The 14,223-nt window shown below is 70.1% G+C and carries 14 protein-coding genes and 4 tRNA genes; 7 read left to right on the forward strand and 11 right to left on the reverse strand.

Annotated features, from left to right (window positions below):
• Positions 1–160: 160 nt before the first annotated feature.
• Positions 161–403 carry a hypothetical protein gene (locus ACFY3J_RS37035; RefSeq protein WP_390842712.1) on the reverse strand — a complete coding sequence of 81 codons (243 nt, stop codon included), beginning with the start codon at positions 401–403 and terminating at the stop codon, positions 161–163.
• Between the two features lie 162 nt (positions 404–565).
• Here ACFY3J_RS37035 and ACFY3J_RS37040 point away from each other — a divergent pair, with 162 nt between their 5' ends.
• Positions 566–823 (forward strand): GntR family transcriptional regulator, encoded by a 258-nt coding sequence (locus ACFY3J_RS37040; protein WP_390842713.1) that lies wholly within the window; start codon positions 566–568, stop codon positions 821–823.
• Between the two features lie 67 nt (positions 824–890).
• Here the strand turns inward: ACFY3J_RS37040 and ACFY3J_RS37045 are convergent, their stop codons facing one another.
• The 6 genes from ACFY3J_RS37045 to ACFY3J_RS37070 all read right to left on the reverse strand — a co-directional run bounded on the left by ACFY3J_RS37045 (position 891) and on the right by ACFY3J_RS37070 (position 3,943).
• Positions 891–1,118, reverse strand: a complete 228-nt coding sequence (locus ACFY3J_RS37045; RefSeq protein WP_390842714.1) for a hypothetical protein — start codon at positions 1,116–1,118, stop codon at positions 891–893.
• An 814-nt stretch (positions 1,119–1,932) separates the two neighbouring features.
• Positions 1,933–2,487 carry a hypothetical protein gene (locus ACFY3J_RS37050; protein ID WP_390842720.1) on the reverse strand — a complete coding sequence of 185 codons (555 nt, stop codon included), beginning with the start codon at positions 2,485–2,487 and terminating at the stop codon, positions 1,933–1,935.
• Between the two features lie 219 nt (positions 2,488–2,706).
• The gene (locus ACFY3J_RS37055) at positions 2,707–2,967 is read right to left on the reverse strand and encodes a hypothetical protein (RefSeq protein ID WP_383056651.1); all 261 of its coding nucleotides are present in this window, start codon (positions 2,965–2,967) and stop codon (positions 2,707–2,709) included.
• Between the two features lie 100 nt (positions 2,968–3,067).
• Positions 3,068–3,355 (reverse strand): hypothetical protein, encoded by a 288-nt coding sequence (locus ACFY3J_RS37060; protein ID WP_383056653.1) that lies wholly within the window; start codon positions 3,353–3,355, stop codon positions 3,068–3,070.
• Positions 3,352–3,630: a hypothetical protein gene (locus ACFY3J_RS37065; protein WP_390842715.1), complete on the reverse strand. Its 279-nt coding sequence runs from the start codon at positions 3,628–3,630 to the stop codon at positions 3,352–3,354. Before ACFY3J_RS37065 ends, ACFY3J_RS37060 begins: the two co-directional genes overlap by 4 nt.
• A 4-nt stretch (positions 3,631–3,634) precedes the next feature.
• Entirely contained in the window at positions 3,635–3,943 is a 309-nt protein-coding gene (locus tag ACFY3J_RS37070; RefSeq protein ID WP_390842716.1) for a hypothetical protein, read from the reverse strand.
• Between the two features lie 7 nt (positions 3,944–3,950).
• On the opposite strand from ACFY3J_RS37070, the gene ACFY3J_RS37075 reads away from it, so the two are divergent.
• Positions 3,951–4,145: a hypothetical protein gene (locus tag ACFY3J_RS37075; protein WP_390842717.1), complete on the forward strand. Its 195-nt coding sequence runs from the start codon at positions 3,951–3,953 to the stop codon at positions 4,143–4,145.
• A gap of 36 nt (positions 4,146–4,181) precedes the next feature.
• Here the strand turns inward: ACFY3J_RS37075 and ACFY3J_RS37080 are convergent.
• The 4 genes from ACFY3J_RS37080 to ACFY3J_RS37095 form a co-directional block, all read right to left on the reverse strand.
• A tRNA-Lys gene (locus tag ACFY3J_RS37080) sits at positions 4,182–4,254 on the reverse strand.
• 243 nt (positions 4,255–4,497) lie between these two features.
• The gene (locus tag ACFY3J_RS37085; protein WP_384185750.1) at positions 4,498–6,690 is read right to left on the reverse strand and encodes a DEAD/DEAH box helicase; all 2,193 of its coding nucleotides are present in this window, start codon (positions 6,688–6,690) and stop codon (positions 4,498–4,500) included.
• Positions 6,691–6,899: 209 nt separating this feature from the next.
• Positions 6,900–7,430 (reverse strand): hypothetical protein, encoded by a 531-nt coding sequence (locus ACFY3J_RS37090; RefSeq protein ID WP_384185747.1) that lies wholly within the window; start codon positions 7,428–7,430, stop codon positions 6,900–6,902.
• An 82-nt stretch (positions 7,431–7,512) separates the two neighbouring features.
• On the reverse strand, positions 7,513–7,863 hold the full coding sequence (locus ACFY3J_RS37095; protein WP_225076323.1) for a metallopeptidase family protein: 351 nt from the start codon (positions 7,861–7,863) through the stop codon (positions 7,513–7,515).
• Between the two features lie 79 nt (positions 7,864–7,942).
• Between ACFY3J_RS37095 and ACFY3J_RS37100 the strand changes: the two genes are divergently transcribed.
• The 5 genes from ACFY3J_RS37100 to hrpA all read left to right on the forward strand — a co-directional run bounded on the left by ACFY3J_RS37100 (position 7,943) and on the right by hrpA (position 14,115).
• Complete coding sequence (locus ACFY3J_RS37100) at positions 7,943–9,544, forward strand: metallophosphoesterase (RefSeq protein WP_390842718.1); 1,602 nt, start codon at positions 7,943–7,945, stop codon at positions 9,542–9,544.
• A gap of 80 nt (positions 9,545–9,624) precedes the next feature.
• Positions 9,625–9,697 (forward strand) — tRNA-Glu (locus tag ACFY3J_RS37105).
• 48 nt (positions 9,698–9,745) lie between these two features.
• Positions 9,746–9,820: transfer RNA gene (locus ACFY3J_RS37110), tRNA-Asp, on the forward strand.
• Between the two features lie 25 nt (positions 9,821–9,845).
• Positions 9,846–9,919 (forward strand) — tRNA-Phe (locus tag ACFY3J_RS37115).
• 194 nt (positions 9,920–10,113) lie between these two features.
• Positions 10,114–14,115, forward strand: coding sequence for an ATP-dependent RNA helicase HrpA (gene hrpA / locus ACFY3J_RS37120; protein WP_390842719.1), 4,002 nt, complete (start codon positions 10,114–10,116; stop codon positions 14,113–14,115).
• The last annotated feature ends 108 nt before the right edge of the window (positions 14,116–14,223 follow it).

Below are 14,223 nucleotides of genomic sequence, written 5' to 3' on the forward strand. Positions count from 1 at the left end.
TCCCGATGGTGGCCCGGGTGCCCCGGGTGGCGGGTGCACGATCCGGGCGGCCCGGTGGGGTGCACCATGGCGCAGTACCCGCCGCCCGTCCGCAGCGCGCTGGTAGCGGCCTGCGCGCGGGCGGCGGCGAGCGTGAGCTGCTGAGGTCGGGTCCGGGCGGTCATCGGCCCCCTTCCCGCGCGCTTGGGTCACGACGGGCGCGGGTGGCGTCGCGGAGCGCCCTACGCAGCGCCTTGCCGGTCTCGCAGTCACGTTCGGGGCTGTTGCAGCCGGGGCACGGGCCGGTCGTCTCGGTGCCGCCCGTGTGGTCGAGCAGGGCGCGGTACGCGTCCGTTTCCGCCTGGGACCATGGGATGTTCTGCACGGTGTTCGACGCGCGGTGCCCGCGCGCGGGCTCTGCCATGTTTGTCGGCGCTCCCATACAGCGTTGGCCATACCCCCGGGCCCTGACCGGCCGCGGGGGCCTCTTGTATGGGACTGTACGGCAACTTAGTACGTCTTAGTACGTCCTCAGACGGACTAGCTCAATCTATCTCCAGTGGGGATGCGCTCTTACGGTCACAGCATGATCGAGCTTGACCGGGACGCCATGACGCCGATGTACGTGCAGCTCGCCAACGCGCTGCGCGACCGCATCCGGCGCGGTGAGATCCCGGTCGGCCGGCGCCTGCCGTCACAGTCCGAGCTGGAAGTCGAGACCGGCGGCGTGGTGTCGAGGCGGACTATCAAGAGTGCGCTGGAGTTGCTGGCGGCTGAGGGCCTGGTGCAGGGCGTGCAGGGGAAGGGCGTGTTCGTGATCGCCGTGCCGCCTCCAGCCGAGTGACGGCATAACGAAACGCCCCCTGCGCGACCCGCGTTGGGGCCGTGCAGGGGGCTTCAGTGTGTTGCGGTCACGCCAGCCGGTACACGGCCTCGCCGGGATCCGGTCTCACGATGACGCCGTCGTCGGCCAGGGCGCGGAGATTGGTACGGGCCGCCTTCTCCACGGCCTCCTGGTCCTTCGCCTCGTGCCCGGCAACACGTAGAGCCAGCACAGCGCGCTGTGTGTCCCACGTGCCACCCAGAGCCTGAATCACTGCGGCGAGCGCCTGCTTGTGTGTCAGCGGCCTATCCGTCATCGCATCCTCCCCAGTCGGAACCGCCACAGCATCGCACGATGGAGCTCCCGGGCGGTCAAGTTGAGGGGCCCGGTCGGAGTGATCCGGCCGGGCCCTTTTGCGTGCCTGCTGCTGTGCCCACCCCGTGACCATAGCCCGCTTGACCTGCGGCAATTGGGTGCGCAGCGGATATGTAATCCGTAGGAACCGCGCGGTACGTCTAACGGCTGTCCCGCAATGATCGCGGAGCCCGGTGTCCGGTGCCACTGAACCTTGACCGTTTGCCACCGAACTTTGACGAGCGGTTGTTTCCTGCCACTGAAGTTTGACCGGCTGGGACTCGGGGCGACTTGTAAGGGCAGTGGGGGCGCCGGCAGAGGTCGACGACGGCCTGCTGCTACGTCTTCGGCCCCTGCCGATTTGAGGCTGTCAGCCGCCTGTACCCGATCACCGCGCGAACCAAGATCGCCGATAGGGCGGCGCCGACCGCAGCAAGACCGCCTCGTTCCCACCAAGTCACTCCGGGGCCTAGGCCAGTGAACGCAACAAGCACCATGAACGGCCCCGAGAGGAGCAGCGTGAATATCCGCCAGTTCGTCCACTCGGACCACGACTCTCGTTGCCGACCGTCGATGTCCACGGGAAAGATCCAGGCGGCAAGCCGCATGGACCGCCATGGCTTGGAATCGTCTTGTCTGGCACCAGGCATGGAAACGAGTGTCCCAGACAGCGGGTGCCGCGCACATCGTCGTGCCGGTCAAACTTCAGCGGCAAGCGGCCAAGGTTCAGTGGCACCGGACACCCGGGGCAGAGCTGTCCGATGGACAGGACAGGCTCAGCCGGTGGCTTGTGAAGTACCCAAAGATCGGGCGAAGTCGGCAAGGGCCCGGAAGTCGTCCTCGCGCAGGCCGATCCGCGGGTTGACGTGGTGCAGAAATCCACGTGCGCTGTGGTGGGTGGTCACGTACGCCTGGTCTAGATCACTCTGTTCATCATCCACCCAGGCGAAGGAACGGCCGTTGGCGTAGTCCACCAGAGGAGGAGTCTTCCAGTGAACTCCATCGGGGCGATCTTGGAACAAGGCGTCGCCGAAGTCGACGAAGGGTAGTTCAGGAAGGCCGAGCACTGGGCCGATCCACCGGTTGGCATCCCCCATCCACGTGGTGGCCCAGCACAGCTCATAGCCGAGCCGGAGCAGGGCTCGTCCGTGCTCCGGGCTGAGCCAGACCCGCAAGGGGCCCCGACGGAGCGAGAGTTCTCGATGGCCCTCTGGCGCCTCACGGTCTTGGGGGACCCTGAGTGTGGTGTAGCCGTCGGGACGCTTCTCCGGCTTGGCCGCATAAGGGTTGAGGGGCCCGTTCACGTCGAGGAACAGTAGTGGTCGGCTCACGATCCCCCCTGCCATGCTGATATCGGCGGCGCCGGTGGAAGCGTAGCGGCATCGATCGTCGCGGCGTCGGGCCAGGCCTGATGTGATGATCACGGCGTGGTGGGTGTAATCACGGCCTCGCAGCCGTCCTAATCCGGCTCCGGTGCTGCTCACCCTGCTCGGTGTGGTGTGGGGCTCGGCGGCCAGCGCCTGGTCTCTCTGGCTCTGACCGCGACTCGCTCAGTCGCCGGACTGCTGCTCGCGCCGGTGGATGTCGCGGGCCAGTTCTTGCAGGAGCTCATGCTGAGTCTTCCCGGTGTCCCGGGCCATCTTGCCCAGTAGCAGGGCGCACAAGGCTGCTGCGCCATCCATAAGGGCCTCGGCTGCCATGGGGTCCTCGCGTCGCCGTTGCGCCACGTACGACGTCATCAGGTCATTGCCGGACACGTAGGCGGACATGAATTCGATGCCGGTGCGGATGCGGTCGTAGTCGTTACTCATGGCTGAACCGTGACATGAAACGCCCGGTACATGCCACGGACAATGATCAATGGGCAGCGCCCGGCCCCCGGTTGAGAGTGCCGGGCGCCGGGCTGCGCGGTCACTCCCCGCCCGCGGGTGCGGTCGGCGGGGTGTGGCCCATGAGCCGGTCGTAGACCTCGCGGTGCTCGCGGTAGGTGCGCACCTGGTCGTCGCTGCGCATGGCGAGCAGCTCGGCGCGGGTCGTCGGCGGCTGGTAGCGGTCGCGGGCGTTGTCGGCCTCGATGGCGGCCAGCATCTCGGCGTGGCGCTGCGCGGCTGGCGACACCCACCCGGACCGCTCGGTGAACGTGCGGCGCGGCGCCGGATCCGGCGCGGCCTCCGTGATGTGGACTCGGGGCTCGGTCACGGGTTCACCACCGGGTGGTCGAGTCGAACAACGTTCTTCCGGGCGTACTGCATCGACCGCAGGACGGTGATGTCGCCGGCGGGGCTGGTGTGCTGGGCCTGCCCGATGACGTCGAGGACGACGGACGCGACCACCTGCGGCGTGGTCGGGCCCTGAAACCCGCCCGCGGTGGTGTTGGCCTGCCCGTAGGCGTCGGCGGCGGCGATGAGGGCGGCGAGGGCCGTACGCGCATCCGCGGCGGCGGCCTTCACGGCAGTGAGGTCGGGGGTAGCCATGGGTTCACTTCTCCTTGGTGGTGTTGGCGGTGTCCAGGAATGCGCGCACCCGGTCACCGTGCCGGGCGGCGTGGTCGGTGAGGGGGGCGGCGGTGAGGCGTCGCTCGCCCGCCGGCATCTGCCCGGCATCGCCCGCGGCGGCCTTGGCGAACAGGACGGCCAGCACCACACCCGGGGTGATCGGGGCGCGGGTGCCCTCGCCGTACGTGAACGCGACGGCGTGCGGGTTGGCGTCCACCTTCGGCGCGGTCCTCGACGCGGGCACCGGACGCGGCTCGCTGAACACGACCCCCTCGCCCTGGTCGACCTGCACATACTCGATGGAAGACGCCGGCCTCCGTCACGGCCTGGTCGTGCTGCTCGACCGCGGCGACCAGATCGTCCAGGGCGTCGGCGGCGCGGTCGTACGCGGCTTCGATCCGGGCCCGGTCGCCCTTCCCGTCGGCGAGGGTGACGGCCTGCGCGACCAGATCGGCGCGGGAGCAGGCGCCGGGAACGACGGAACCCCCGTCTGACCAGGTCAGCGGGGGTCCCGATGGCGCGGACGCCGGTAGGCCCTGTGGGACTCGAACCCACAACCAATGGATTAAAAGTCCACTGCTCTGCCAATTGAGCTAAGGGCCCAGGCGATGTTGCCTACCCGAGCATAGCGGGAGGAGGGCCCGTCGCCGATCGGGTATCCGGGGTGGCCGGCCGGAAGTTCGGCGTGATCGGCGGTGACCGCCCCGCACACCGTCCGTCCGGATGGGGGGGCGGAACGGTGGCCGCAGCCGGACCCGCCGTGGTCAGCGAGGCGTGGGTGGTCAAAAACCGCAGGGCCCGTACGACAGGAGTCGTACGGGCCCTGCGGGGTGGGTTCACCCGGCGTCAGCCGTTGCGCTTCCAGCGCGGCTTGTCGTCGCGGCGGCCGAAGGAACCGCCGCCGCCGCCACCGCGGTGGTCGTCACGGCGGCCGTAGGGGCGCTCGTGGCCGCCGGAGCGGAAGCCGGGACGGTCACCCTGGCGGTCGCGGTTGAACGGGCGGTCGCTGCCGCGGTGCCCGCCACGCTCGTCGCGCCGGGCCGGGCGGTCGTCACGGCGGAAGCCGCCCCGGTCGTCACGGCGGTCGAACGAGCCGCGGTCGTCACGACGGTCGAAGGTACGGGGCGCACGGTCCCGGTCACGGTGGAAACCGCCACGGTCGTCGCGCCGCTCGAAGGAACGGCCGCCACGGTCGCCCCGGTCACCGCGGTCGTCACGGCGGAAGCCGCCCCGGTCGTCACGGCGGTCGAACGAGCCACGGTCGTCACGACGGTCGAAGGAACGGCCACCGCGGTCGCCGCGGTCGCCCCGGTCGTCACGGCGGAAGCCGCCCCGGTCGTCACGGCGGTCCCGGTCACGGTCCCGGTTGAAGCCGCCGCGGTCGTCACGACGGTCGAACGAGCCACGGTCGTCACGACGGTCGAAGGAACGGGGCGCACGGTCCCGGTCGCGCTGGAAACCGCCACGGTCCTCGCGCCGCTCACGCCGGTCGTACGACGACGGGGCCGCCGTACGCTCCTCGCGCTCCGCGCCCTCTTCCCGGTCGATGCGTTCGACGTTGTGGGCCGCCGGCTGCTCCGGCACCGACACCTCGGCCACCGCCTGCTCCTCGGCCACCGCGGCCGAGCCCTCGGACGTCACGGTCTCGCCGCGCTCGCGGGCGAGCCGGGCGACCAGCCGGTCGGCCTCCTCGCGCAGCTCGGCCGCACGACGCTGCGCGCGCTCCAGCTGCTTGGCGAGGTGGGTGACCTCGCGCTCGGCCATCTGGGCCGCGGTGCCCGCGGACTCGGCCTGCACCTCGGTCATCGACCGGGCGCCGGTGATCTCGGCGACCTCCGGGTCGAAGGCCGCGCCGCCCTGGATGATGTGGCGCGAGGCGTCGACGCCCGCGTCCTCCATGAGGCGGAAGATCTGACGCCGCTGGTGCGGCAGGGACAGCGAGACCACCGTGCCCGTACGGCCCGCGCGGGCCGTACGGCCGGCCCGGTGCAGGTAGTCCTTGTGGTCGCCGGCCGGGTCGACGTTCAGCACCAGGTCGATGCCGTCGACGTGGATACCGCGGGCGGCGACGTCGGTGGCGACCAGGACGTTGACGTAACCGTCCTTGAAGTCGGCCAGGGTGCGGGTGCGGGCGCCCTGGGTCATGCCGCCGTGCAGCGCCTCGGCCTTCGCACCGGCCTCGCGCAGCTGCTCGGCCACGCGGTCGGCGCCCAGCTGGGTGCGCACGAAGATGATGGTGCGGCCCTTGCGGGAGGCGATGGCAGCGGTGACCGGCGCCTTGTCCTTGGGCTTCACGATCAGGATGTGGTGGGACATGGTCGTCACCGCGCCCTGCGCCGCGTCGACCTCGTGGCTGACCGGGTCGGTCAGGTAGCGGTCGACGAGGGTCTTGATCTCGTTCTCCATCGTCGCGGAGAACAGCATCCGCTGACCGCCCGCCGGAACCTGGTCCAGCAGCTCGGTGACCTCGGGCAGGAAGCCCAGGTCGGACATCTGGTCGGCCTCGTCCAGGACCGCGATCCGAACGTCCTCCAGGGAGCAGGCGCCGCGGTTGATGATGTCGCGCAGACGGCCCGGGGTGGCGACCAGGATGTCGACGCCCTTCTCCAGGGCGTAGATCTGGTTGCCCATGGAGGTGCCGCCGCAGACGACCTTCATCCTCAGGCCGACGACGTCGCCGTAGGGCTGGAGGGCGTCGGCCACCTGCATGGCCAGCTCACGGGTCGGGGTGAGGATGACGGCCCGCGGCCGCTTCCGCTCGGTGTGGCCGCCGGCCAGCGTGGCCAGGGTCGGCAGACCGAAGGAGAGGGTCTTGCCGGAGCCGGTGCGGCCCCGGCCCAGGATGTCCTTCCCGGCCAGGGCGTCCGGGATGGTCGCGGCCTGGATCGGGAAAGGCGTGGTCACGCCGTTCTGCGCGAGCTTGCGGACGACGCCCTCGGGCAGGCCGAGGTCCGCGAAGGTGATCTCCGGGGCCTCGTTGTTCTCGGGAGCGTCGTCGGCGTTCTCGGGCACGACGACGTGATCAGTGGAAATGGACATGCGAATGCGAAACCTTCCGGAGTCTCGTCGGCACGCGCCCGTCAACTCCGTGATTTCGCGCCACGACCGCCTCGATGCGGTCCGCCACGGCAAAGGAGAGTACGCGCCACACGGCGCGCTCTGCATGGGCGCCGGGCAAATGGGATCAAACGATCTACCACCATACGCACCCTGCACCCCCGAAGGCAAACTGGCGGCGCCGCCGCAGGTCAGCCGCTCGTCCGGTGCGGGTGTCGGCCCGGCTTGTACGGGCGTTCCCGCTTCTCCAGCTGCGACCCCGTGCCGTCGTGCGCCGAGGGCGACGGCTCGGCCGGCGGCGGATCCGAAGACACCGGCGACGCGGGCGGCGAGGCCGGCGGCTGCTCGGGCGCGGCGGACGTCTGCGGGGGCGTCGGCACCGCCTCGGTCGGCGTCGGCTCGCCCGCCTTCGGCGGCGACCCGGCCGTGCCCGGCGCCGCCGACGCGCCGGGCTCGTCCGACGGCGATACCGACGCGGACGGCGACTCGCCGGGCTTCCCCTTCCCCCCGTGGCCACGCTTGCCTTCCCCGCCGCCACCCGCGCGGCCCGCGCCACCGCCGGACACCGCGTCCGCACCGTCCGGGGCCCGGCCGCCCCGGTCTCCGGCGGAGTGCGACGGCCTGACCGAGCCGGCGTCCTCCCCCACGCTCATGCAGCCGGCGGCCGCGGTGACGGCGGCGACCACGGCGGCGAGACGGACGGATACGTACAAGGGGCGCACGGGCAGCCACCTCCGGGAGAAGAAGTCACCATGCCCAACTCCGTTCACCCGCGAGAGGACACGCGACCGCACCCGGCGAGGGTCAGCCGTACCCCAGCGCGTGCAGACGTTCGTCGTCGATCCCGAAGTGGTGGGCGATCTCGTGAACCACCGTCACCTCCGTCTCCGCGACCACGTCCTCCCGTGTCTCGCACATGCGCAGCGTCGGCCCTCGGTAGATCGTGATCCGGTCCGGCAGCACCCCCGCGTACCACTCGCCGCGCTCCGTCAGCGGGGTCCCCTCGTACAGCCCGAGCAGCTCGGGATCGTCGGCGGGCGGCTCGTCCTCGACGAACACCGCGACGTTGTCCATCAGCCGCGTCAGCTCCGGTGGAATCCGGTCGAGGGCCTCGGCCACCAGTTCCTCGAACTCCTCGCGCGTCATCTCCAGCACACGGTCATTGTCCGATACCACCCGCGCGACCATGCCGCGCACGGGCATATCGGGTGTCGGGCATGGGCATACGCGCCCAATGCCCAGCGTCCCCGTCGCAGACCCGAACCGCCCGCACCCCCTCCGCGGCATACGGAGGGCGGTGCACGCCGTCACACTCCGCCGCCGATCGACCCGTCAACGCCCGGACCTCTCACTGGCGCAGGAGCCGCGCCCCTGGGCGCGCGCCGCCGGACTGGTGGCCGTCGTCCTGGTCGGCGCCTGGCTGGGGCTGCTCGTCGTCGGCAACGTACGGGCACCGGTCGGCCCCATGAACACCACGATGACCCTGCGCCCGTCCCTGACCGGCGGCACGAAGATCAACGTCTCCCCGCTGGGCTCCCTGCAACTGGACAGCCATATCGCCCCCGTCCGCCTCGACGTGAACGTCGACCAGCTCGACCCGGCCCGCTCCCAGGCCCTGGTCGACCACCCGGAACGCCTCTCCGGCCTCCAGGACGAGGTGGCGCGCGACGTCGAGCACGGCACCCTCGACCTGGCCCTGCGGTCCTGTGTGGCCGTCGTCTCCGGCGCCACCGCGCTCGGCCTCGCGGTCTACCGCCGCCCGCGCCGCGCCCTGGCGGCCGGCGGCCTGGCCCTGACCCTGCTCGCGGCGTCCGGGGCGACGGCGTACGCCACCTGGAATCCCAAGTCGGTGCTGGAGCCGAGGTTCTCCGGACTGCTGTCCTCGGCGCCCTCGGTGGTCGGCAACGCGCGCAACATCGTCACCGAGTTCGACGTCTACCAGAAGGAGCTGGCACGCCTGGTGACGAACGTGACCAAGCTCTACGACGTCACCTCCACGCTCCCCGCCTACCGGCCGGACCCGACGACCATCCGGGTCCTGCACGTCTCCGACATCCATCTCAACCCGGCGAGCTGGAAGATCATCGCCTCGCTGGTGGAGCAGTACAAGGTGGACGTGATCGTCGACTCCGGCGACACGATGGACCACGGCACCGCGGCGGAGAACGGCTTCCTGGACCCGATCGAGGACCTGGGTGTCCCCTATGTCTGGGTGCGCGGCAACCACGACTCGAAGGTCACCCAGCGCTACCTGGAGCGCATGAAGAACGTGCACGTCCTGGACGACGGCCGCGCCGAGACCGTCGCCGGCCTGCGCTTCGCCGGCATCGGCGACCCCCAGTTCACCCCCGACCGCTCCGGCGCGCCGGGCGCCGACGCGTCCGAGGAACTGGCCGGCGCCCGTCTGGCCTCGGCCCTGCGCGACCAGCGGGCCAAGGGCACCCCCGTCGACATCGCCATCGCGCACGAACCGTCCGCGGCCCGCGAGACCGACGGCACCGTGCCGCTGGTGCTGTGCGGCCACCTCCACCACCAGGAGACGGAGGTCCTCCGGTACGGCACGCGGTTGCGCATGGAGGGGTCCACGGGCGGCAGCGGGCTGCGCGCGGTCGAGGGGAAGCACCCGGCCCCGATCGAGGCGTCGATCCTCTACCTCGACCGGGACAACCGCCGCCTCCAGGCCTGGGACGCGATCAAGCTGGGCGGCCTGGGACTGACGACGGCCGAGGTCAGCCGCCACCTGCCCGAGGAGAACAAGCCGGGCGCCTCCCCTTCCCCGACCGCGCCCTCCCCCTCCACGGCCTCCCCGTCCGCGCCCTCCCCCTCCGGCTCGTAAACGGTTTTGGCGATACCCCCGGCCATCCCCTATGCTTTTCACGTCCCCGACGCGCTGAGAAGCGCCCAGGCGGGCCGATAGCCCTCATCGTCTAGCGGCCTAGGACGCCGCCCTTTCAAGGCGGTAGCACGGGTTCGAATCCCGTTGGGGGCACGCAGTACGGTGTGCGACACTTACGTTCGTTGGTTCGCACACAACCATGGTCCTGTGGAGCAGTTTGGAGTGCTCGCCACCCTGTCAAGGTGGAGGCCGCGGGTTCAAATCCCGTCAGGACCGCTGAGGTTTCACGTGAAACCTCAATGGCTGGGTAGCTCAGTTGGTACGAGCGATCGCCTGAAAAGCGATAGGTCGCCGGTTCGACCCCGGCCCCAGCCACAGAGAAAGATCCCGCCCATCGGGCGGGATCTTCTTTGTTCGCCGGCGGTGCCGGCAGGCAGCCGCAGATCTTCGGCCCCGGAGCGGGCATGGCACCGGCCGAGGACGGACGCGCCCACCGGGGTCCCACCGCCGGCGGCCCGCGGCAAAACCGTTCGCCAGGATTTTCTCGGGGATGAGATCCTGGGTCCCGTATGTCTACGCATCCCGCCCCCGCCCTCGGCGCCCTCGCCTCCCGCCTGAACGAGTTGTCGCTGCGTGACGCGCACCGGCTCGGCCGCAGGCTCGAAGGCGCGCGCAAGATTCGCAAGCCGGAGGCGCGTGCCGCCGTCCTCGCCGAGGTCGAGGGCGAGGTCGGGAAGGCCGAGGAGCGCATGTCCGCCCGGCGTTCCCGGGTGCCGGCGGTCAGCTACCCCGAGCAGCTGCCGGTCAGCCAGAAGAAGGACGAGATCGCCGACGCGATCCGCGCTCATCAGGTCGTCATCGTCGCCGGTGAGACGGGGTCCGGGAAGACCACGCAGATCCCGAAGATCTGCATGGAGCTGGGTCGGGGTGTGCGGGGCATGATCGGGCACACCCAGCCCCGCCGGATCGCCGCCCGTACCGTCGCCGAGCGTGTGGCGGAGGAGCTGGACACCCCGCTCGGTGCGGCCGTCGGCTGGAAGGTGCGGTTCACCGACCAGGTGGATCCCGACGCCACGTTCGTCAAGCTGATGACGGACGGCATCCTGCTCGCCGAGATCCAGACCGACCGCGAGCTGCGGGCCTACGACACGATCATCATCGACGAGGCCCACGAGCGGTCTCTCAACATCGACTTCCTGCTGGGCTATCTCGCTCAGCTGCTGCCGCGGCGGCCGGACCTCAAGGTCGTCATCACCTCGGCCACCATCGATCCCGAGCGCTTCTCCCGGCACTTCGGCGACGCCCCGATCGTCGAGGTCAGCGGGCGGACGTATCCCGTGGAGGTGCGCTACCGGCCGCTGCTGGAGGAGGACTCCGACGACGCCGACAGGGACCAGATCACCGCGATCACGGACGCGGTGGAGGAGCTCATGGCCGAGGGGCCCGGGGACATCCTCGTCTTCCTCTCGGGGGAGCGGGAGATCCGTGACACGGCCGACGCGCTCAACAAGAAGAACTACTCCCGCGCCGGAAGCGCTGATCGGCAGAGCACCGAGGTGCTGCCGCTGTACGCCCGGCTGTCGCACGCCGAGCAGCACCGGGTCTTCCAGCCGCACACCGGCCGCAGGATCGTCCTGGCGACCAACGTCGCCGAGACCTCCCTGACCGTTCCCGGCATCAAGTACGTCATCGACCCCGGCTTCGCCCGTATCTCCAGGTACAGCCACCGCACCAAGGTGCAGCGGCTGCCGATCGAGCCGATCTCGCAGGCCAGCGCCAACCAGCGCAAGGGCCGCTGCGGGCGTACGTCCGACGGCATCTGCATCCGGCTCTACGGCGAGGACGACTTCCTCACCCGTCCGGAGTTCACGGACGCGGAGATCCTGCGCACCAACCTCGCCTCCGTCATCCTCCAGATGACCGCGGCCGGCCTCGGCGACATCGAGAAGTTCCCGTTCATCGACCCGCCGGACCACCGCAACATCCGTGACGGCGTGCAGCTGCTCCAGGAGCTGGGCGCGCTGGACCCGGCACAGAAGGACCCCCGCAAACGGCTCACGGAGACCGGCCGCAAGCTCGCCCAGCTGCCGGTCGACCCGCGCCTGGCCCGCATGGTGCTGGAGGCCGACCGCAACGGCTGCGTCCGCGAGGTCATGGTGATCGCCGCCGCGCTGTCCATCCAGGACCCGCGCGAGCGTCCCGCCGAGAAGCAGACCCAGGCCGATCAGCAGCACGCCCGCTTCCGGGACGAGACCAGCGACTTCCTCGCCTACCTCAACCTGTGGCGCTACATCCGCGAGCAGCAGAAGGAGCGGGGCTCCTCGTCGTTCCGGCGCATGTGCAAGCAGGAGTTCCTGAACTTCCTGCGTATTCGCGAATGGCAGGACATCTACAGCCAGTTGCGCACGGTCGCCAAGCAGATGGGCATCCACCTCGACGACCGGGACGCGCCCGCCGACCGGATCCACGTCTCGCTGCTGGCCGGTCTGCTCTCGCACATCGGCATGAAGGACGTGAAGGAGTCCAAGGACTCCGGACCCGGCGCACGCAAGGACGGCGGCCGGAACGAGTACCTGGGCGCCCGCAACGCCAAGTTCGCGATCTTCCCCGGCTCGGCGCTGTTCAAGAAGCCGCCGCGCTTCGTGATGTCCGCCGAGCTCGTCGAGACCTCCCGTCTGTGGGCCCGCGTCAACGCGAAGATCGAACCGGAGTGGGTCGAGCCGCTGGCCGGGCACCTGCTGAAGCGGACCTACAGCGAACCGCACTGGGAGAAGGACCAGGCGGCGGTGATGGCGTACGAGAAGGTCACGCTGTACGGCGTGCCGATCGTCGCCCAGCGGAAGGTGAACTACGGGCGGATCGACGCGGAGCTCAGCCGGGAGCTGTTCATCCGCAACGCGCTCGTCGAGGGCGACTGGCGCACGCACCACAAGTTCTTCGCCGACAACCGAAGGCTCCTCAGCGAGGTGGAGGAGCTGGAGCACCGGGCCCGGCGCCGGGACATCGTCGTGGACGACGAGACGCTGTTCGACTTCTACGACCGGCGGGTGCCCGAACACGTCGTCTCCGGGGCGCACTTCGACTCCTGGTGGAAGCGGAAGCGGCACGAGCAGCCGGACTTCCTGGACTTCGAGCGGGAGATGCTCATCCGGGAGTCGGCGGAGGCGGTCACCAAGGCCGACTATCCGGACTCCTGGCGACAGGGGAACCTCAAGTTCCGGGTGACGTACCAGTTCGAGCCGGGCGCGGACGCGGACGGCGTGACCGTCCACATCCCGTTGCAGGTGCTGAACCAGGTCACAGACGAGGGCTTCGACTGGCAGATCCCGGGGCTGCGCGAGGAGGTCGTCACCGAACTGATCCGCTCCCTACCCAAGCCCATCCGCCGCAACTACGTGCCGGCGCCGAACTACGCGAAGGCGTTCCTGGAGTCCGCGGTGCCGTTGCAGGAGCCGCTGACCACCACCATGGCGCGTGAGCTGAAGCGCATCGTCGGCGTGCCCTTCGAGGCCGAGGACTTCGACTGGTCCAGGATTCCCGACCATCTGAAGATCACCTTCCGGATCGTCGACGAGCGGCGCCGCAAGCTGGCCGAGGACAAGGACCTCCAGGCGCTGAAGCTGACGCTGAAGCCCAGGGCGCGCAAGGCCCTGTCCCAGGCCGCCGCGGCGACCGCGGAGCGGCAGGGCGGGGAGTCCCTGGAGCGCAAGGGCCTGACCGACTGGACCATCGGCACGCTCACCCGGGTCTTCGAGACCCGCCGGGCCGGCCAGCCGGTGAAGGCCTACCCGGCGCTCGTCGACGACGGCGACACCGTGTCCGTACGGCTCTTCGACACCGAGGCCGAGCAGGCCGAGGCGATGTGGCGGGGCACACGGCGGCTGATCCTGCGCAACATCCCGGTCAACCCGGCGAAGTTCGCGTCCGAAAAGCTGAGCAACCAGCAGAAGCTCGCCCTCTCGGCGAACCCGCACGGCTCGATCCAGGCGCTGTTCGACGACTGCGCGACGGCGGCGGCGGACCGGCTGATCGCGGACTTCGGCGGGCCGGTCTGGGACGAGGAGTCGTACCGGAAGCTGTACGACAAGGTGCGTGCCGACATCGTGGACACGACCGTGCGGACGGTGGGCCAGGTGCAGCAGGTGCTGGCCGCCTGGCAAGCCTGTGAGCGCCGTCTGAAGGCCGTACGCAGCCCCGCCCTGCTGCCGAACCTGGCGGACCTGCGGGCGCAGCTGGACGGCCTGGTGAAGCCCGGTTTCGTCACGGCGTCCGGGGTACGGCGTCTGCCGGACCTGATGCGCTATCTGGTGGCCGCCGACCGCCGCCTCCAGCAGATGCCGACGAACGTCCAGCGGGACACCACGCGCATGGAGAAGGTCCACGAGATGCGGGACGAGTACGCGTGGCTGCTCGAGCAGATGCCGCAGGGCCGGCCGGTGCCGTCCTCGGTCCTGGACATCCGCTGGATGATCGAGGAGCTGCGGGTGAGCTACTTCGCGCACGCGCTGGGCACGGCCTATCCGGTCTCGGACAAGCGGATCGTGAAGGCGATCGACGCGGCCGTCCCGTGATGACACGTGCACGCTAAGCTTGAAATTAAACCTTCGGTGATCGTTCGGGGATCGAGTGGTTCACCCACATGGGAATCTGCCGGACATGACGACGACCTCCCTTTCACG

Source organism: Streptomyces sp. NPDC001231 (genome assembly GCF_042896885.1).
GTDB lineage: Bacteria > Actinomycetota > Actinomycetes > Streptomycetales > Streptomycetaceae > Streptomyces.